This is a genomic window from Marinobacter sp. AC-23 (assembly GCF_001858325.1).
Classification (GTDB): domain Bacteria; phylum Pseudomonadota; class Gammaproteobacteria; order Pseudomonadales; family Oleiphilaceae; genus Marinobacter.
In genome coordinates, this window is record NZ_MBPP01000045.1 from 33441 (window position 1) to 53098 (window position 19658).

The 19658-nt window shown below is 55.3% G+C and carries 16 protein-coding genes and 3 pseudogenes; 9 read left to right on the forward strand and 10 right to left on the reverse strand.

Annotated elements, in window-relative coordinates:
• Positions 1 to 24: 24 nt before the first annotated feature.
• Positions 25 to 330, forward strand: a pseudogene (locus BCA33_RS21955) (alpha/beta hydrolase fold domain-containing protein); the annotation flags it as partial.
• Positions 331 to 455: 125 nt separating this feature from the next.
• The gene (locus tag BCA33_RS21960; RefSeq protein WP_254774415.1) at positions 456 to 878 is read left to right on the forward strand and encodes an alpha/beta hydrolase fold domain-containing protein; all 423 of its coding nucleotides are present in this window, start codon (positions 456 to 458) and stop codon (positions 876 to 878) included.
• Here the strand turns inward: BCA33_RS21960 and BCA33_RS14190 are convergent.
• Genes BCA33_RS14190 through BCA33_RS14205 form a run of 4 tightly spaced genes read right to left on the reverse strand, consistent with a single transcriptional unit; the run spans position 856 to position 4940 of the window.
• A complete protein-coding gene (locus BCA33_RS14190) occupies positions 856 to 1134 on the reverse strand; it encodes a GIY-YIG nuclease family protein (RefSeq protein ID WP_071266859.1) in 279 nt (92 codons plus the stop codon). The two genes, BCA33_RS21960 and BCA33_RS14190, sit on opposite strands and share 23 nt — an antisense overlap.
• Positions 1124 to 2032 carry a DMT family transporter gene (locus tag BCA33_RS14195; RefSeq protein ID WP_071266861.1) on the reverse strand — a complete coding sequence of 303 codons (909 nt, stop codon included), beginning with the start codon at positions 2030 to 2032 and terminating at the stop codon, positions 1124 to 1126. Before BCA33_RS14195 ends, BCA33_RS14190 begins: the two co-directional genes overlap by 11 nt.
• Positions 2032 to 3471, reverse strand: a complete 1440-nt coding sequence (locus BCA33_RS14200; protein ID WP_083394767.1) for a sigma-54 dependent transcriptional regulator — start codon at positions 3469 to 3471, stop codon at positions 2032 to 2034. Before BCA33_RS14200 ends, BCA33_RS14195 begins: the two co-directional genes overlap by 1 nt.
• Positions 3468 to 4940 (reverse strand): ATP-binding protein, encoded by a 1473-nt coding sequence (locus BCA33_RS14205; RefSeq protein WP_083394768.1) that lies wholly within the window; start codon positions 4938 to 4940, stop codon positions 3468 to 3470. Before BCA33_RS14205 ends, BCA33_RS14200 begins: the two co-directional genes overlap by 4 nt.
• 191 nt (positions 4941 to 5131) lie before the next feature.
• Between BCA33_RS14205 and BCA33_RS14210 the strand changes: the two genes are divergently transcribed.
• Positions 5132 to 5530: a DUF4168 domain-containing protein gene (locus BCA33_RS14210; protein ID WP_071267030.1), complete on the forward strand. Its 399-nt coding sequence runs from the start codon at positions 5132 to 5134 to the stop codon at positions 5528 to 5530.
• Between the two features lie 247 nt (positions 5531 to 5777).
• Here the strand turns inward: BCA33_RS14210 and BCA33_RS14215 are convergent, their stop codons facing one another.
• Genes BCA33_RS14215 through rlmJ form a run of 3 tightly spaced genes read right to left on the reverse strand, consistent with a single transcriptional unit; the run spans position 5778 to position 8587 of the window.
• Positions 5778 to 6416, reverse strand: coding sequence for a mechanosensitive ion channel family protein (locus BCA33_RS14215; RefSeq protein WP_254774416.1), 639 nt, complete (start codon positions 6414 to 6416; stop codon positions 5778 to 5780).
• Between the two features lie 8 nt (positions 6417 to 6424).
• Entirely contained in the window at positions 6425 to 7714 is a 1290-nt protein-coding gene (locus tag BCA33_RS14220; RefSeq protein WP_254774417.1) for a hypothetical protein, read from the reverse strand.
• Between the two features lie 33 nt (positions 7715 to 7747).
• Complete coding sequence (rlmJ, locus tag BCA33_RS14225) at positions 7748 to 8587, reverse strand: 23S rRNA (adenine(2030)-N(6))-methyltransferase RlmJ (RefSeq protein ID WP_071266865.1); 840 nt, start codon at positions 8585 to 8587, stop codon at positions 7748 to 7750.
• A gap of 183 nt (positions 8588 to 8770) precedes the next feature.
• Here rlmJ and BCA33_RS14230 point away from each other — a divergent pair, with 183 nt between their 5' ends.
• The 6 genes and pseudogenes from BCA33_RS14230 to BCA33_RS14250 all read left to right on the forward strand — a co-directional run bounded on the left by BCA33_RS14230 (position 8771) and on the right by BCA33_RS14250 (position 15238).
• Positions 8771 to 10069 (forward strand): imelysin family protein, encoded by a 1299-nt coding sequence (locus BCA33_RS14230; RefSeq protein WP_175469798.1) that lies wholly within the window; start codon positions 8771 to 8773, stop codon positions 10067 to 10069.
• Positions 10070 to 10202: 133 nt separating this feature from the next.
• On the forward strand, positions 10203 to 10898 hold the full coding sequence (locus tag BCA33_RS21965; protein ID WP_254774418.1) for a di-heme oxidoredictase family protein: 696 nt from the start codon (positions 10203 to 10205) through the stop codon (positions 10896 to 10898).
• Positions 10858 to 11613 (forward strand): di-heme oxidoredictase family protein, encoded by a 756-nt coding sequence (locus tag BCA33_RS21970; RefSeq protein ID WP_254774419.1) that lies wholly within the window; start codon positions 10858 to 10860, stop codon positions 11611 to 11613. The genes BCA33_RS21965 and BCA33_RS21970 overlap by 41 nt, the downstream gene beginning before the upstream one ends.
• Positions 11614 to 11623: 10 nt before the next feature.
• Complete coding sequence (locus BCA33_RS14240; protein WP_071266867.1) at positions 11624 to 12673, forward strand: imelysin family protein; 1050 nt, start codon at positions 11624 to 11626, stop codon at positions 12671 to 12673.
• A gap of 10 nt (positions 12674 to 12683) precedes the next feature.
• Positions 12684 to 13781 (forward strand): DUF1513 domain-containing protein, encoded by a 1098-nt coding sequence (locus BCA33_RS14245; RefSeq protein ID WP_071266869.1) that lies wholly within the window; start codon positions 12684 to 12686, stop codon positions 13779 to 13781.
• 186 nt (positions 13782 to 13967) lie between these two features.
• Positions 13968 to 15238: pseudogene (locus BCA33_RS14250) on the forward strand (MFS transporter).
• An 11-nt stretch (positions 15239 to 15249) separates the two neighbouring features.
• Here BCA33_RS14250 and BCA33_RS14255 read toward each other — a convergent pair.
• From BCA33_RS14255 to BCA33_RS22840, 3 genes and pseudogenes are all read right to left on the reverse strand, one after another.
• Positions 15250 to 15633, reverse strand: a complete 384-nt coding sequence (locus BCA33_RS14255; protein ID WP_071266871.1) for a hypothetical protein — start codon at positions 15631 to 15633, stop codon at positions 15250 to 15252.
• 71 nt (positions 15634 to 15704) lie between these two features.
• On the reverse strand, positions 15705 to 17345 hold the full coding sequence (locus BCA33_RS14260; protein ID WP_071266873.1) for a methyl-accepting chemotaxis protein: 1641 nt from the start codon (positions 17343 to 17345) through the stop codon (positions 15705 to 15707).
• Positions 17346 to 17561: 216 nt separating this feature from the next.
• Positions 17562 to 19590 (reverse strand): annotated as a pseudogene (locus BCA33_RS22840) (PhoX family phosphatase).
• Positions 19591 to 19658 lie beyond the last annotated feature (68 nt).

Consider the following 19658-nt stretch of genomic DNA (forward strand, 5'->3'; position numbering starts at 1 on the left):
CTCGAAACCGGACTGCGCCAAACCATGAATCGGCTAGTAAGACCGGCGCTTCACCCAGCCATACCGGTTTCCGTTCAGCGCACATTAATAAGCCAAGCCTACCGAAGCTCAACCCCTCCCCGGGGATGCCGTTTTCAAACCGATACTCTTGCAGACCTGCCGGTTATCAGGAGTTCTTTTGGCCAGGCCACTCGCGGCGCAGTGCTGTACCTGCACGGCGGCGGCTATATAATTGGTTCTGCTGCCACCCACAAAGGCCTTACCGGGCACCTCGCCAAGGCCAGCGGCTGCATGGTGGTTACACCGGACTATCGCCTTGCTCCGGAGCACCCTTTTCCGGCGGCGCTGGACGACGCAGAAGCGGCCTGGCAAGCGCTGATTGATGAGGGGATTTCACCTGGCAGATTGCCATTGCCGGTGACTCTGCCGGCGGCGGCCTGGCCATTGCACTGGCCATGCGCCTGCGAAACAACAATCAGCCACTGCCTGCTTCCCTTACGGTTTTTTCACCCTGGACTGATCTCACCCAGGAATCTCTGTATTCACCGGAAAGCGAACCTGTACTGCAAGCACGCTGGACTGCGAAAGCTGCAAAACTATACGCTGGCGAGGAATCCTTGCGCAATCCCTTGCTTTCACCAGTATTCGGCAATTTCCAGGGCTTGCCACCACTACTGATTCAGGTCGGAAGCCAGGAAATCCTACTCAACGACGCGGAAAGACTGGCGCGTGCGGCTCGCGAGGCCGGTGTACAAACGCAGTTTGAGGTATTCAACAGTCTTTGGCATGTATTCCAGGTGCACAGCGGCCAGCTAGACCGCGCCACAGCCGCCGTGCAAACCGCTGGCGAACATATCAGAGGGCATCTGGCAGACTGAGTTTGCCCAGCACTAGCGCCTCTTTGCGCTGCCTTGGCCACTGCTTAATGTGCCACTCCAGCTTTGATGCCTGACTGCGATCCCCCGCCGGTATGCTGAGCACCAACTCCAGCGGGCCTTTACCCCGCAAGCTTCGCGCGCCTTTGGGCGCGCCGGCTTGATGTTCGGCAAAGCGACGAGATACATCGGTGGTTATACCCGTATAAAGCGCACCACGGGCAGTGCGAACCATGTAGACAAACCAATCACTGGCCATCTGCCAGCCCTTGCTCACGTTCTTTAACTTTTTTTTGCTGCAGCCAAAGCCCCGCCATAATCAACACCAGGCCAATATAGGTCGACGGTAGAATCTGTTCGCCCAGAATAAAATAGATGAACACCAGCGACAGAAATGGCGAAATAAAAATCAGGTTGCTCACCCTGGAGGTGTTTTCTGCCTTTTTCATGGCGTAAGACCAGAGCACAAAGGCAATACCCATCTCGAATATGCCCACGTACAGCGCGGCGACCAGAGAGCCGGTTAGCGGCAGGGCCAAGCCTTCTGTCCACCAACAGATCACGGCTATCACCGGGAGGCCGAACAAAAAGTTAAGAAACAGACCAACCACCGGGTCCCGGGTGTCGCGGGTAGCAATAATCCAATAGGAGGCCCACACGAGGGTGCTGCCTATGGCCAGAGCGACCCCCAAGGGGTCTGAAAAACTCAGGGTGGTAACCGCGCCCCGTGTGGCAATGACAACAACGCCCGCGTAACACACCAAGCCAGCCAGAATATCGAGGCGTCGCAGGCGGTGGCCCAAAAACGGCACCGACAGGTACGCTAAAACCAGCGCCCAAGTGTAATTTAACGGTTGGGCCTCTTGTGCAGGCAACCGGTCAAATGCACCAAAAAGAAGGAAATAGTACAGACAGGGGTTTATCAGGCCCATTCCAACCGATTGAACGTACTGTTTCTTTCGCAGTGAAAACACCAGATGCCAGCGCTTTTGTAGCACCAGGATGACCGCCATAACCACTACCGACGCCGTGCACGCAACCAGCAACATTTGCACCGGCGCCAAGTCTGCCAAGGCCAATTTGAAGGCGGTAGCAACCGTAGACCAAAGCAAAACCGTACCCAGCCCGTACAACATGGCCGTTTTCTGATCTTTCATTACAACTCTCCTGGCTGCTCTCGTACATCGCTGCTGTCAGAACCCTGCTCATTTTCGGCTCCATCGGCAGGCCCGCCGGCGGCCAGCCAACGGTACAAAGTGCGCCGGTTAATGCCCAAAACTTGTGCTGCGCGGCGTTTGTTACCGTTTACCGCCTGCATCACATCGCGCACGTATTCCTGCTGCAGGTTGTCCAGTGTGGGCCATTCAGCGATATTGCTACCTGAGCGAGCAACTTCAGGGCTGCTGGCACTGCCCTGGCGCTTACGGATTCGCTCAGGCAGGTGGTCGGGCTGAATGGTATCGCCCTCACAGAAGGTAACCGCCCTCTCAATTGCGCTACCCAACTCACGAACATTGCCGGGGAACGGATAGTCCATCAGCGTGCGCGAGCTTACTTCACTGAGCTTCAGAAATCCCCGGTGATGCCGCCGCGCAGCCTCCCTTACAAAATGCATCGCAAGCAGATCAACATCATCGCCCCTTTCCCGAAGCGGCGGGATACGAAGGCTCAGGGTTTCCAGCCGGTAGTAGAGGTCCTCCCGGAAACTCCCCTCTCGTACAGCCTTAAGCAAGTCCACGTGAGTTGCCGCCAGAATTCGCACATCCACCGGTTCCTCCTGATCTGAGCCTACCGGTTTAACCATGCCTTCTTGCAATACCCGGAGCAATTTCGCCTGCAACCCCAAAGGCATTTCCCCGATTTCGTCCAGCAACAAGGTGCCGCCGTGCGCCTCCGCAAACAGGCCTTTCCGGGCCTGGCGGGCACCGGTAAATGCGCCGGCCTCATGGCCAAAAAACTCACTTTCCATAAGCTCCCCCGGAATACCCGCGCAGTTTACCGCCACAAAAGGTTTGTCCCTTCGCCCACTAGCCCGGTGAATGGCTCTGGCTACCAACTCTTTGCCAGTCCCACTCTCACCACAAACTAATACGGCTGCTTCGCTACGGGCAATCTGTCGGATTTCGGTCCGAAGCCGAACCATGCTTTCATGCTCGCCAATCAGGCCCAGCGATTCGTCCGCACCGTTGTGCGCAAGAAACTGCTGCAGCTGCTTTGAGAGATCCGCCTGGGTCAACAGCCTGCGTATTTTCAAGCGCAGGTGGTCGGTGGACAAAGGCTTGGTCAGAAAGTCATCGGCCCCAGCTTTCAACGCTTCTACCGCCTGATCCACGGTTCCGAACGCAGTAATGATGATAAAAGGCAGGCTGTGCCCACCAGCCTGGGTGGCTTTAAGGAGTTCCAACCCGTCACCATCGGGTAGGCGAAGGTCTGAAACAACTAAATCTGGCGTTTCTGTGGCGAGTAGCTGGCAGCCCTCGTTTACGGTACCGGCGCGGGTTACCCGGTAGCCATCCAACTCAAGCTCCTCACTCAATAACAGGCCCAGACTGGCATCGTCCTCCAGTAGCAGAATGGTTGCTTTGTGTACGCTCATGTTGCGGTCTCCACTGGCCAGAACAAGCTCATTCTGCAGCCGCCTTTTTCGTTGGCACCGATTTCAATTCGGCCGCCGTGTTCTTTCAATACGCTGCTAACAACTGCAAGCCCCAGCCCAGTGCCTTCTCCGGCAGGCCGTGTGCTATAAAAAGGCTCAAACACCGCCTCCCGCTTTTCCTCGACGATGCCCGGGCCGTCATCGTCTACCCGAACCTCCCACTCGTTGTGGGAACAATGCATCGATAAAACAACCTCAGAGTTCGCTGCCTGGCACGCATTGCGCACCACGTTAAGACAGGCCAGCTCTAGCCGCACGGGCTCCGCCTTTATTTTGGCATCGACTTCCAGGCCCTCGCTCAGCAAGCGTTTTCCGCGACATTTTTCATCCTCGCCAGCACGCTCCAGCACGTCTTTTAGAACAGCGTTGAGGCTGACCGGCCGCCTTGAATCTGGCACATGACGGAAGCAATCCAGCAGCTGTTGAATAATGGTGGTCATGCGCCCTACTTGGTAGCCGATGTCATCCAACTGCCGGCGCTGCTCATCCGTGAGCTCGTGACGCGCCAGAATGTTTGCGCGTCCCTGAATCACATTCAAGGGCGCGCCCAACTCGTGAGCAACACCACCGGCCACACGCCCAATCATGGCAATTTTCTCTTGGTACTCCAGGCGCTCAGCAAGCTGGCGTTCTTTTGCCACACGCTGCCTTATTTCCTCTTCCGCCCGGGCCATGCGCTCGCCCATATCCCGCACACCACCGTATATCTGCCGCAACTCACGGGGCCCGGATGGCTCTGCTTCAAACCGCCAGTGGCCTGGAGCAAGCTCTTCCATGGTGCTTAGTAGCCGACTCACATGGCGACCTACTGCACCATAGTGCCCAAGCACCACCACCAGAATGATTGTCACCGCCAGCGCCGACCAGATAGATGCGGCCCAAAGGCGACTTGAGGCCAACAGTTCATGAAAATCGCTGCGTCTGCGGGTTATTTGCAGTAAACCTTGTATCCGCCCGTCATTGGCCACCAAGGGAGTAAAGTGTGAAAACACGGACTGCCCATCAACCCAGCGGAAAGCGCCACCAAGCTCTCCACTATTGATAACCTGCTCTGCGCTGGCACTGTTCCCCACATCTGTGTCAGCTAGACCCAAACTGGCAATTCGCGCTCCGCCTTTATCAAATACAGACACTCCCGACACACGGCCAATCCGAAAAATCGATTTCAGGGAATCACTGATCACCAGCTCATCTTTTTCCTGCATTGCACGGGAAAGTGGCCCGCTGGTAGCACGAGCCACCAACTCAAGATCCTCCTGCAAGCGATCGTTTAAAGCTCTCTCTACAGCCCCAAACCCCAGATATATGGCAAGCCCACTGATAACCAGCAGAGGAACAACAATGCTCAGTACCAAGGTTAGCTGTATGGTCCCGATGACCTGCCCAGCACTTCTCAAAGAAGGTTTCATTTTGCCTCCAGCGACATAATTGCCACACACTTCTGCCACATGTGGCATTTCGCCACAACCTTCATTACTTGAGATTAACTACTGAAATACTTCAAGACACTGTTTTAAAAGATAAAAAAAGAATTTCTCAAGACTGGCACAGCACTTGTATTAGTCTTTGGCGACTGCAAATCAAACTGGAGATGTTGATTATGAATAAGCTACTTTTATCCATTACCGCTTCCATTGCTCTGCTTGCCGCTGGCCCCGCCATGGCTCAACAGAACGAGCAAAGCCCGGCAGCCACCGGAGATTCCAGCAGCTACTCCAACCCAGCAGCAGCCGGAACTCAGAAAACCAACTACACAGACGCGGAACTAAAGAAATTCATCGCGGCACAGGAAGGCATCACAGAGGTGCGAGAAGAGTACATCGAGAAAATCGAAGAAGCTGATTCCCAAGAGAAAGCGCAAGAATTGCAGATGAAGGCGAACGATGAGATGGTCTCAGTCATTGAAGGCTCGGACATGGACATTCCGACTTACAACGCTATTGCCACTGCCTACAGCAGCGAGCCTAAGGTGCGTAATCGCATTGAAGCGCTGATGTAAAACCGGCCCAAGTTAAAAACGTTGCTCGTCAGTTTAACCCCGCCTCTGTGCGGGGTTTTTTATTGAAGAAATGACCGCGCCGATCAGTTTGCAGTTACCGGTACTGATACAAACTTCACACCCTGGCGCGCCAACTCCGCAGAACCCCGCGCTGTGAGTTCAGAGATAAACTGAAACTGCTCTTTGGGATCAAAAGGGTACGCCTTTAGCCGATAGTGCATGCCCCAAGGCTTGTTAAAGACAATCACTAGCACAGGCTGCCAGGTTTTTGTTCGCGGCTCGTAAACGCGACATCCCGAAGCAACTCCCTAACCTGACTGACATTATGGTTTGCTTCCAAATGGAAGTCTGCCACACACATCAGGTTGTCTGTGCCATCGTTACCGTTGGCAATCAAGGAGTTCCACAACTTGCTGTGGGGAATGATCACAACCGTATCATCGGGAGTGACAATCTCGGCAGCTCGGGCGCCTATGGCTCGCACTTCGCCGTACTGCCCATCTACTTCAATCCAATCACCGGGGCGATAGGGCATTTCGTAAAGGGTAACAATGCCAGCAATCAAACTGCTGGCGTATTCCTTGAAAGCAAAGCCAAGTGCCAGAGCCAGAGCGCCAAAAATGGCCACCATATTTTCGAACGATGGCTTCACCAAAACCGGAACCACGATCACTATCGTGGCGAGAATGATTAACAACCGAAGCAAAGGCACCGAAGCCAGCAGGTAAAGGCGCGGTTTGCCACCCAATTTTTCTGCGACCCGGGGAAGCACTTTCTGAACCGCCACAATGATCAGTGAGGCGATGACAATAACGAGTAATGCCTGCAACATTGCCTGGCCGGTTATAGAGGCAAAAGCACCCTTAACTCCAAGGTCTTCAATCATAAAAGCTCCTAAAACTGATCAAGCGGGAATCCCCAACTCTGCAGATGGCGCCTGACAGTGGGGTACCCAATCGCTGTAACCTGCCAATCACTGCCAGGCGAATCCTGTATCACCAGTTCTGCCCGTTTCAGACGGGACAACACCAGGCTGAGTTCATGCGCAGAAACACCGGTAACAACCGCCAACGAGGCGGTATCAAGCCCGTTGTGCAGCAATAACCCGTGAAGCACAAAACCGGTGGCACTCTCCTTGCTCTGGGGCATGCTAGGGAGGCTCAGCCGCCCTAGCGGCACAACCCAGCAATCCGCTGACCGACTCTGCGTGTCTGATTGGTCACCGGCTTCATCTAGTTTGGTGTCATCATCCGGGCGGGCACGCAGAGATCTCTGCCAGATGGCCAAAGCTACACCAGGATTACCGCGAGAGGTAGCAGCCAGGTCACGTAAAAAATTGCTGTATTTGGTTTTTTTCTGGCTTTTGCTGTTTTCAGCTTCGTCTGTTTCGGGCAAGGGCAATACATACAGGCCATCGCCAGTCATTCTCGCGATCACCGACGACTTGCCGCTACCAGACGCAAGATACGTAAACCAGACTCCTAACCGGTCGGCATCCATGGGTGCCGGTGACCAGGGCGACATTTGGGCGCTTTCAAGATAATGCCCCCAGTATCGCCAACACCAGCTCGAACATCCCACAATCCCCGCGCCCATATCGCCAGAGGCTATCCGACGAAACAGCTCCTTGACCAGAGCCAGGCCAGAAAGACGCCGGAGCCAGAAATCTGCAAGCTCGGGAATAATCCAGGGACGCGACAAATCCTGCTTATCCCACCATTCGCTGGCTTCTTGATCGTCAAATAACAAAGCATCCGGCGGCGATATGATATTCCATACTTTGCCACTCTCATTCGAGCCTGACTGTCCACACTCTGAAAACCGGGTAAGCGCCTGCTGTACTCCGGAAAAAGGTGGCGCTACCAAGCAGACAACATCTCTACTGAGCGAACCCTCGGAGCGTGCTTGCTCCAGGCCACAAGCAATCGCTTCAGCCTGGTGTGAATAATCCGGCTCTGGCGCCAGCCGCCTCTGCTGGGCGGCGGACAGCTCCGGCAGCTCATCCATACTTTCAAAAGGCTCTTCGGTCTGTGACACTCCGGCCCGCAACTGTTTCAGGGCATGGCGAATCGCATCCTTGAGCGAGCGCCGCACAGATGTCTGCGGCAGTGTCCACTGCTCAGTGGGTACTAAGCCGCCGGGTAGACAAGAGTCGGCCTTGTTATCGTTGGTTTTATCCTTCAAAAAAAGCTCCTGCATGGCCAGCGGCTACCCGATCTACTCAGGCACCAACCAGCTGTGTTGGTGGGAAAGGCCCAGTTCAGGCTCTCCAGCAATGTCCTCGATCATGGCAGAAAACCGATCGCCATACCCCCATGGCGGATTAACGACCAACATGCCAGAACCGGTCATACCACGCTCTGGAGGTGTGTTCAGGTGGACTTCACTGCACCACACTTTGCGCAGCGCGCTATCTTTCACCGCCTGCGTCAGGGTGGTTTGCAATCCACTGGTGAGGATAGGATACCAAACAAGATAAACCCCGTGACGGCACTTCTGCCAAGCTTTGTGCAGAGTTGTTGCAACATCAAGATACTCGGATTTAATCTCGTAAGAAGGGTCAATCAGCGCCATCAGCCTGGGCTGCGCCGGCGGCAAGAGCCTTAACAACCCCCTCAGCCCATCTTCGTGCATCACCCGCACTCTCTGCTCTGCGGCCCAACCTGCGAGTTGACCGCTTTCCGTGGGGTGTAATTCAAACGCCGCCAGTGAATCACCTGGGCGCAGGAACTGACGAAACCAGGCTGGAGAACCCGGATAAACGGTCAACTGGCCCTCGCCTGCATTGAAACGCGACAACACCTCCATAACCGGCTGCCAGTCTTCAGACGTTAAATCTTTCCGGCTGGCCCACAGCTTTTGCACGCCCAAGTCCGCTTCTGCAGTTTTCCTGGCCCGCTCACTTTTAAGGTCATAGATGGCGCTACCCGCGTGGGTATCAAAGCAGGCTATGGCCGACCGCTTTGCCTGCATCATTGATATGGCTAGCGTTAACGCCGCATGCTTTTGAACATCAGCGAAATTCCCAGCGTGAAAGGCATGGAGGTAACTCAGCATATATGGACTCCCTAGTCACAGAAGCCATTAGGCCCGAGCGCAAACCTTCAGTGCAAGGGCCCCCTCTGAAAACTGCCCCTCCCCAAGGAAAAGCGCCCTTGCGTTGCGTCGCTTTAGCAAACATAATTACGAACGATAATCCATCCTATTACCATACTCGTTCCCTGAATCCCGGAGTTCCCAATGAAAACAATGTTTCGACCGGCCCTGCTGGCACTTACTATCGCCGCTGCCATCAGCGCCGGCTGTGCCAATACCACCCCGTCAGATTCCGCAGCCTCCGAGCCCGCCACCAAAGCCTCGGTTGTGGAGCACTACGCGAACCTGGCCCACGCGGGTTATGAGGATGCACTGATTACGGCCAAAGCCCTGAATGAGGCGACAGACCAGTTACTTGCCAACCCTTCAGATGCCAACATGCAGGCAGCTAAGGAAGCCTGGCTTGCCGCGCGCGTGCCATACCAGCAAACAGAAGTGTTCCGCTTTGGTAATGCGATTGTGGACGACTGGGAAGGCCAACTGAACGCTTGGCCCCTGGATGAAGGCCTGATCGACTACGTACAAGCTGACGATTACCAGTATGAGCTGGGCAACGCAGGCGCAACCGCCAATATCATTGAAAGCAACAACATTAACGTGGGCGGCGAGACTCTTGACGTAACAAACCTCACACCTGAGCTGCTGGCTAACCTGAATGAGGTTGGCGGCTCAGAAGCAAACGTGGCTACCGGTTACCACGCCATTGAATTTCTACTCTGGGGCCAGGATCTGCATGGCTTTGAGCAGGGCAGCGGCGAACGCCCGATAACGGACTACGCCACGGGTACCGACTGCACCAACGGCAATTGTGACCGCCGCGCTGACTACCTCGACGCCGTAACCGACCTTCTGGTGTCTGATCTGGAGTGGATGGTCGCCCAATGGGCACCTGGCGCTTCTGATAATTATCGCAGCCAGCTGATGAACGCCAACGCCAACGAAGGTGTACAGAAGATGCTGTTCGGAATGGGCTCTCTGTCCCTGGGGGAGCTGGCTGGCGAACGTATGAAAGTAGCGCTTGAAGCCAATTCATACGAAGACGAGCACGATTGTTTTAGTGATAACACGCACAATTCTCACTACTACAACGGCCAAGGCATTCAAAACGTATACACCGGCGACTACCGCCGCGTAGATGGCAGCTTGGTATCTGGCCCGTCCTTGTCTGACTTGGTTGAACAGAACAACCCGGAGCTAAACGCCCGCCTGAATGCACAATTGGACGCGTCCATGAAAGCCCTTGGCATGATGAAGGCCAAGGCCGAATCAAGCCAGAACCCCATGCCATTTGATATGATGATTGCACCAGGCAATGCAAAGGGTGCAAGCGTTGTTAACAGGGCCATTATGGCGCTGGTTGAACAGACCGGGTCTATTGAGCAGGCAGCACGCCAACTGGGCCTTGAAGCCCTGTCGCCCGATGACGCTGGCCACTCTTTCTGATAGCAAGTCAGGAAAAAAGATATCCGGGGGCACTGATCGCCCCCGGTATTCATGGAATAAGAACAAGCCATGGAAAGCCTGCTTTAAAGAGAGCGGATTTTCCATGGCTTATTCAATTGTGTGGTAAGAAATAATGATCAGAACACGACTCATAACGGCGCTACTGCTGTTAGGCACCGGCCTGCCAGTTCAGGCAGGTACTCACTCAGGTTTTCCATTGCAGGACACACCTGATACCGGTGGTGACGGCACCGTTGAGCAATTCAACACCAATGCCTACTCGTTGCCCCAGGGCAACCTTTCCATGACCAAACGGTTGGACTTCAGCGTTGGTAACAGTTTTTTCCGAAACCCTTGGGTAGAAGCACCCTCCAGCACCACTGCGCGAGATGGCCTAGGCCCGCTGTTCAACACAAACTCCTGCCAAGGCTGCCACATCAAAGATGGCCGAGGCCACCCGCCGGGGGTTGATGAGCCACCGGTATCTCTGTTCTTGCGCTTGGCTGTTCCGGCAGACCCCGAAGTAGACGCAGATATTCTGCTTACCCACGGCTTTAAACCGGCGCCGGTTTACGGAAGCCAGCTGCAGACAGCTGCCCTGCCCGGGGCAAAGCCAGAAGCCGATATGGTGCTGGCGTGGAACACGGTTACCAAAACCCTGGCTGACGGCACGAAAGTGAAGCTGCGTGAACCTATATATACAATCGAGAACCCGAACTACGGCCCCCTACCCGACGATCTTCTAATCTCCCCCCCGGGTGGCCCCTCCAATGATCGGAATGGGGTTATTGGAAGCCATCCCAATCGCCGATCTCGAGGCGCTGGCTGACCCAGAGGACGCAGATGGCAATGGGATTTCCGGCAAACTCAACCAGGTCTGGAACCTGGAAACTGAGCAAACAGCACCTGGTCGCTTCGGCTGGAAAGCCGCAGAACCGAATGTGCACCAACAAAGTATGGGCGCGTTTGCGGGCGATATGGGGCTGACTTCCAGCCTGAAGCCTGCAACCGACTGCACGCCAGAGCAAGAATGTGAGCGCTTCCCCGATGGTGGCCAACTGGAAGTCAGCGACAAGATCGCAAACTTCGTCACCTTTTATGCCAAGAGTCTGGCAGTGCCAGCACGACGTAATATGGACGACCCCTCTGTGCAGAAAGGCGCTCGACTGTTTAACGAAACAGGGTGCGCGGGGTGTCATACCCCCCGGCACACCACCGGATCAGACGCAGACCGACCAGACTTGAGCAGCCAGACCATCTGGCCCTATACCGACATGCTGTTGCATGACATGGGGCCAGCGCTCGCCGATGGCCGCGATGAATTTCTTGCAAGTGGTAACGAATGGCGCACTCAGCCGCTTTGGGGCATTGGCCTGGCGCAAACTGTTAATCCGCAAGCCGGTTTTTTGCACGATGGCCGCGCTCGTACTCTGGAAGAAGCCATCCTTTGGCACGGCGGTGAAGCGGCCCCGGCCGTGGCACGCTTCAGCCAGTTCAGCGCCGACAACCGTCGGGCTCTGCTCGATTTCCTGAATTCACTTTAACGGAGCAAATATGAAGCGACTGACACTCACTCTTTGCCTGGCCTCATCACTAGCAGCTTCTCCGTTAATGGCGGCTGACGCCAGCAACGCAGATTCCCCCACTGCTGATTACCGGAAACAATGGCATAGCGACATCCTCATCGGTTATCAAGGCCTGGCAACACAAAGCCAGGATCTGGCAAACCAGGTAGAGGCTTACTGCCAAACCCCGTCGCCCAAAGGGCTTGAGCAAACCAAACAGGCCTGGCTAGAGGCGTTTCTTGCCTGGCAACAGGTTCGCTTTGTGGATTTTGGCCCTGTAGAACAAGACAACCGGGCTTGGCAATTCCAGTTCTGGCCAGATCCTAAAAATCTGGTTGCGCGCAAGGCTTCCTACCTCCTCAAAGACGACGCACAGATTACACCCGCAAAAATCAGCGAATCCGGTGTCGCCGTGCAAGGCTTCCCAATGGCTGAGTACCTGCTGTACGACCAGGCGCTCAACAACGGCGAAAGAGCTCTGCCAGCGAACCGCACCTGCAAACTACTATTAGCTGTAACCAATCATATTGCTGACAACAGTGAAACACTGGTCTCCGACTGGAGCGGGTTTCAGAACAGCTACATTGGCAGTGACCAGTACACAGATACAACGATTCGTGCGGCAATGGCTGGGCTGGAGATTCTTGAAGAACGCCGCCTCGCCAACCCGATGGGGTTGCGTGGTAATGCAAAACGCTCGGTATACAGCGCCGATGCCTGGCGCAGCGAGGCAAGCCTGATTGCCGCTGACGCAAGCGTTCGGGGCCTCAAGCAGCACTTCCTGCCAGCCTTTTCCAGGCTCCTCAAGGATCGGGAGCAAACCGATCTGGCTGAAAGAATTGCGCAGCAGTTTGACGAGGTGCTCGCCAACTTCCCGGAACTTGACCGCCCAATGGCGCCACTGCTGGCTGACGACAACGCGTTCAAATCCCTGCAAAGCCTTTATATCGACGTGACTCAGTTAACCGCGCTGGTGAACGACCGGGCGGCCGTTGAGCTTGGTGTCGTGCGCGGCTTTAATTCCAGCGACGGAGACTGAGGACCGGCCCATGCCTGAACTGACCCGCAGAAGCCTGATTAAAACAGCCCTCGCTGGCAGCGCAGCCCTCACGTTGTCCGGCTGCAGCGTGCTGCCCCGCAAGGCTGGCAGCAGCCCGCAGCAGTACGCAGGCGCGATCGGCCTGCCAGATGGCAGCTTCGCTGTGGGCGCCATAGCGCCCGACGGCACAATGCTCTGGCAATCCCCGGTAAAAACCCGCTGCCACAGTGGCTGCAACCGCCCGGGAGCAGCGGACGTGCTGTTCTTTGAGCGCCGGCCTGGCTGGGCGTTCTACGTGCTCGATCGTAAAACGGGCAAGCAGCGGCATCGCATTGAGGCCGCGAAAGGCGAACACTTTGTAGGCCATGGGGTGTTTTCGCCTGACGGCCGATTCCTATACGCCCCGGTTAACCGCTACGAGCCCGGCGAAGGTATCGTAGCGGTGTACGACAGCCACCATAGTTATCAGCGAGTAAATACCTTTGAGCTGAACGGCATAGGCGCGCACCAGATCACGCTACACCCGGACGGCCAGACATTGATCGTGGGGTTGGGTGGCATTCTCACCCACCCGGACTACGATCGCATCAAGCTAAATCTCGGCACTATGAAGCCAGCGCTGGTAATGATGGACAGGTACTCCGGTGAGGTTCTTGCGCAGTTCCAGCCATCCCACCACCAGTTGAGCACCCGGCATGTAGATGCAGCCCCCGACGGCACCATCTATGCGGCCTATCAATACCAGGGGCCAGCCCATGATCTACCGCCGCTGGTGGCGCGCTACCGCAACGGGCGCTATGAAGAGATCGATTTTGGTGAGCCTGTTCACCGGGAGCTGGGCAATTACATCGCCAGTATAGTTGCCCACCCGGAGAACGATCTGGTTGCCATTGCCTCCCCGATTGGTGGTACGGCACTGATCTTCAACAGCCAGACAGGCGCGGTTATTGAAAAGGCGGCCATCGCAGACTGTGCCGGCGTTGAAGCCTTGGCGGGTGGAGACTTTCTGGTTTCCTCAGGCCGTGGCAAGTTGGTTCGCATGGGTAAAAGCCACCCCGCGTTAGAGATTGCCAGCATGTCCGTTCAGTGGGATCATCACCTCGTGTAAACAAAACGCGAATCTGCATTCCGGGGTTCAGGGGTGCCAGCCCGGCTGGTATCCTTGGCTATCCATTTCCCGGAGCACAGTGGCTTGTCTCAGCAACAGATACCTTTAGAGAAAAATCCCCCCTCACAAGAGAGCGCTCAAGCAACAACCAGCGCAGTTGAGCGATCTGTTGACCGACTATACAGCCTGATCGCAAACGAGGAAGACGCTCGGGTCTGCAAGGATATCCCGACGGAAGCCTGCCATGTGGTACCACGCAACTTCTTTCTGATTCTGGCCGCCAACGTATTGACCAAGCTGGGCGACCTGTTGATCAGCCCAAAAACGGTGCTGGCATGGCTGATGAGCGCCATTGGGGCACCGGCTCTGGTGGCCTGGCTTGTTCCCATCCGCGAATCCGGCTCCATGGTACCCCAGATGATGATCGCGGCCTGGTTCGCCGCAAACCCGTGCGCAAGTGGTTCTGGACGCTTGGCAGCTTTGGCCAGGCCATAAGCGTTGCGGCCATGGCAGCCTGTGTCTGGTTTCTTGAAGGCTATGCAGCCGGTGGCGGCATCATCGGCGCGCTGATCGTGTTTTCCCTGTCTCGGGGGTTCTGCTCCGTGGCCATGAAAGACGTGCAAGGAAAGTGCATCCCGAAAACCCGCCGCGGCAGGCTCTCCGGCCTTGCAGCCACCATAGGTGGCACAGCAACGGTTATCCTGACGGTTTTGCTGTTCTGGGAACGCGGCGACCCAACGTTCGCATTTTACAGCCTGCTACTGCTGTTGGCGGCCACACTCTGGATCATCGCCGGGTTACTGTTTGCAGGTGTAGAAGAGCACGAAGGTGAAACCGGCGGTGGTGGCAATGCCATCTCAGAGGCCTTTCACAGCCTGTCATTGTTACGTGATGATGCGCCCTTTCGTAACTTTGTTATTACCCGCGCACTGCTGCTGTGCTCGGCCCTGGCATCGCCCTACTTTGTGGTACTGGCTCAAAAAGAATCAGATACAGGTTTGATGCTTGGCGTGTTTCTTCTGGCAAGCAGCTTGGCCAGCTCTGTATCCGCCAGCTTTTGGGGCTGGATGGCCGATTCGTCGAGCCGCCGGGTGATGATTCACGGTGCCGCTATCGCCAGCGCTGTGTGCCTCGGTGTTGGGCTGACAGCCATGTTGGCAGGTACAGGCGTGGGCAACGGCTGGTTTTATCCGCTCGCCTTCTTCGTGCTGAGCATTGCCCATGCAGGCGTGAGACTAGGCCGGAAAACCTATTTGGTGGATATGGCGGGAGGGAACAAACGCACCGACTACACGGCCGTCAGCAACACCGTGATCGGTTTTTTGCTGCTGGCTACCGGTGGATTAACTGCATTACTGTCGCTGATATCAAACGCTGCCGTCATTGTCGTGCTCGGTTTGATGGGCCTGGCCGGAACCCTCAGCGCAATTCGATTAAAAGAGGTAACTGACGACTGAATCGCCAGTCGTCAGCCAGATACGTTAGATGGGCGCCTTGCATCATTCAGTGCCAGGGCCCCCTTCACAATGCGGTATATCAGCCAAATCGAAATCCCCAGAAGGATAAACCACCCAATAATCAGAAACAGGGTCACAAAACCAATAACCGTCCACAACAGCCCTATCCAAAAGGTGCGGATCTGCCAGTGGAAGTGCGACTCAACCCACGTGCCGCGAACATCGTCCAGCTTTACGTAATTGATGATCACACCAACCAGCCCGGTAATGCCTCCCAGAAAAAACGATAACCCCTGAAGGATGTAGACCGCAACGGCCAGATTACGCACGGGATCGGATCGGCGGGCCAACTCATTCGCTTCTGCGTCGGCGGGAATGTATTCCGGGTCAGCCAAGACACATCTCCTGTTTAAACGTGAGATGAGAGTTTACCACAGGGCCCGAAGCTGGCTTATCACCCAAACGATTAGTGATTATCCGGACGGTACCCAAGCCGAAAGCCACCCCAATGCCTGCCGTTCACGTATATCGGCACAGAAAGATCGTGCATGACTTCGCCTGTGTCCCGCCGATAGGTTTGCAACAGCATGTCTTCAGTATGGCTTCCACACCGAATGCCCGTGCGATCGTTAAACAATCGCTTGCTGCGGCTCCGCACCAGATCCGTGTCAGGGTCGCCGCTTGGCGCATGGGCGAAATCACGGTTATGGGTGGGTATGTAACCGTCAGGGGCAGCCACAATCGCAAACACCAGCGCCGGGTGCGAGCTCTTTACCTTTTCCTGAATCACAGGCAAATACTGATCGGTAAACACATCGAAACTGCTTGAATACTTGGCAGGCTGAGTGCCGGGAATGGGGTTTCTCGTTTTATCAAATAGGGCACTTTCTCGCAGTTTGCCATCGCGTACAGCCTGTTCAAAGACCTGCCCGATTTGCGCTGCGCCGGCGCGTGCCTGATCATAGAAAAATCTGTGGTAACTGGAGCCACTGTTCAACGCAAACGCCGCGTTGGCCACTTCCGCAAGCTCCATCAAGGTGGCAGCCTGCTCAGCAAGCGAAACAACGCTGGTATCACTTTCGGAGATCTGGTCTCTAACGGTTTCGATGGCTGAGAACACATGGGTTAGACTGAGTTCGTTGTTCTGATCAATCTCAGCTATGCGGGCAATCTGTTGCTGAACGCGGTCCGATTGGTCGCGTATCTGATCAAGCCGCTCGCCAACGGTTTCTACCGACGAAAGCCCCTCCTCAACGCTCCTGGCAAGATCCTCGATACGGGTAACGATCAATGCGGTATCTGAACGGATTTCCAGCAACGTTTCTGCAACCTCCCCCGTAGCCTGAGCGGTGCGACCCGCCAGCTGCCGGACCTCATCTGCAACCACCGCAAAACCACGGCCTTGATCACCCGCGCGGGCAGCCTCTATGGCAGCATTAAGTGCCAGCAAGTTGGTCTGTTCTGCAATGCCTTGAATAGTCGTGGTTACGCCCTGAATCTTGTTGGACTTGTCATTAAGCTCTTGAATCAGGCGCAAGTTTTCGCCGGATTGCTGATGTACAACCCGAATACTGTCAATCGCAGTGGTGAGTGCTTGGCGCCCTTCCGTACTGGCTTGCCGATTTTGCAGAGCCATGGTGGAAGCTTCGGTAGCTTGCTGCGAGGATTCCCTAACGGTTTCTGTAATTTGGCCAGCATAATCGGCCATCTGTGCGGTCTCCTGAACCTGGCGATCCAGTTGCAACTTGAGCTGGTCTGCAGCATAAGAAACCTGCGCGGCAGATATGGCATTTTTATCAGCGCTACCAGAAAGAGCTCCTACCAACGCCTTACCCGCTTGAGCGTTAGCAAGCAATTGTTCACACCTGGATCGCAGAGGGTGGTTTTCGTCAAGCGTTCCATCGTTCAACTCAACCAGCCCGCGATCAACCGGCTCCATAACCCTCACAATCAAGAACGCGACCGCAGCACCAAGACCTATAGCTAGCCCGATAACCATCGATGCTGGATCCAGACCTAACAAGGACGCCACCAAACCACTGGCAATCGCCAAAAAGATTGTGATGGCACTCCCCCAAAATATCGTTGCACGATCGAGCAACCCCATAAAAACCTCACCATTATTATTGTTTCCGATAGGTACACGGCTATCTGGCCAATTTGTAGACTAAGGAGTTGAAGCGGGTTAATAACTCATACTTTAGTAAATCTACCTAACTTAACGGCCAGTTTGATCGTTTCTTAAACAAAAAAACCGCAAACCCGGCGAGCCTTTCTGACCAGGCCATCAGGTTTACGGTTTTCAGGGAGGTTAAACAGCCGATCAGGCGCCAATCACACCGTTATTGTCGCGGGTAATGATAACGGTTGCGTCCCGTGGGTGGTCGCCTTCGTCACCAAAAGGCCAGTCCTTTGCCGGGTGCTGAATATTCACAAACATGGTTCTGACATCTGGCGTAGTAACGACACCTGTTACCTCGCAGCCCTGAGGCCCCACGAAGAAGCGCCGGATATCCCGGGTTACGGGGTTGGCTGCGAGCATCATATTGTTCTGATACGGCGGCGCATCAGAACCATCCGTCTGGATCCAGAGCCTGCCGTTGTAGTCAAACCACAGGCCATCCGGGCTGTTGAAGATGTTGTCGTCGTTCAAAGATACAACTACCTCCCCCTCCACGATGGTCTCTGTTCCCTGAGTCCCGGCAAACACGAAAATATCCCACTGGAGGCCAGTGGCGGCAAAGTTATTGTCGTCTTCGCTCCAGCGAATGATGTGACCGGTGCGGTTCTCTGCGTTGGGGTTCGCAGCATTAACCTGCTCCTCGGTACGCTGGGAATTGTTGGTCAGAGTAAAATAGACTTCATTCGTATTCGGGTCTACGGCGCCCCACTCTGGGCGATCCATAGGTGTCGCTCCAGCGATATCAGCTGCCAGACGTGTATTCAGAAGTACATCCGCCTGACTCTCGAAACCCTCAAACTGCACGTTACCGACTAATGTGCCCTGTGCAGCCTCAACACTGGCTGCAAAGGCTGAATCATCAAGCGACAAAGGCAGCCAATCGCCAGAACCGTTCTCGTTAAAGCGCGCAACATACAGAGTTCCCTCATCCAACAAATAACCACTGGCGGTTGCCGCGTAATATGGTCGCGAGGAAACAAACTTGTAGATGTACTCAAAGCGGGAATCGTCACCGGAGTAGCAGACAACCGGCTTGCCTTCCTCTACCGGCGCAAAGATTACGCCTCGTGCCCAAAGCGGCCAAGAGCTGTGCGTTTTTGCGGTTTACTCTCCGGCGTAAACGGATCGATCTCGACCATGTAACCGAAGGTATTTGCCTCGTTACGATAGTCATCTTCAGCCGCCAGTTCCGTGGGCGTAATGTTGAACCGGACATACTGGTCATCCCCACCCTCGGCAAGCTCCCAGTCGTAGCGGCTGGAACTGCCAACGCCATGACGGGTTTGCTCCCGTGGCGCGATTTGCGAGCCGTTGGCAAAATAGCCGTGCCAGTTTTCCTCAGCGGTCAGGTAGGTTCCCCAAGGCGTTGGACCCATCGAGCAGTTATTCAAGGTGCCGCGAGTCTGGGTGCCGTTTTTGCTGAAGCGGGTCGAGAGTTTCTGGTAACCACGAATGGGCCCGCGGATATCCATCTCTGTATTGCCCGTAACCCGACGATTGAAGGGGCTTCCGAACACAATGTCCCAGCTACCTGCACTGTCTTGCTTCACGTGAACCACGGATACGCCGTGAGCTGCCACTTCCTTACGCACTTCATCTGCAGGCCGCATACCACTCTGCTTATAGGTGGGCCCATCTGGATGCAGAGCACTCTGGTTGATGTACTCATGATTCATCACCAGCAGCCCTTCGTCAGAGCGACTACCTCCAGCCTTGAAATCAATTGGAAAGAAATGCATACCGTCGTGGTGCATGCCTATCTGCTGTTCTTGATCCGCACCGGAGTTCGAGGCATCAGCCTGAATGCTGGGTAAGAGCCGGTAATGGGTGTTCCCCAAGGCAGGAAAGCCTTGGCAGAGTATCCTGTAGGCACCACGACTTTGTTAGCCGTTGAAACGGCTACCGCCTCAAAACCAAGCTCGGTTGCATTACTTGTATTGGCGCCAGGCTCAGTGACTCCATTGTCACCTTCACTCTTGCTGTCGCTTCCGCAACCAGCAAGCCCAACACCCATGATGCTGGCCAAGGCTGCCCCAACACCGCCTTTCATTAAAGTCCGGCGTTGCATTCGTGTTGCGAGCACGTCGTGGAATGCCCTGTTGCCCGAGTGGTTCACAATCGGTTCGTAATCGGGGTCCAGGTAGTTTGGATCAAGGTCATGCTTAGCCATGTTATCTCTCTCAGTCTGTCTCGGGGATCAACAAATGGATGTTGTCGAGAAGACAGTTTCGACGGAAG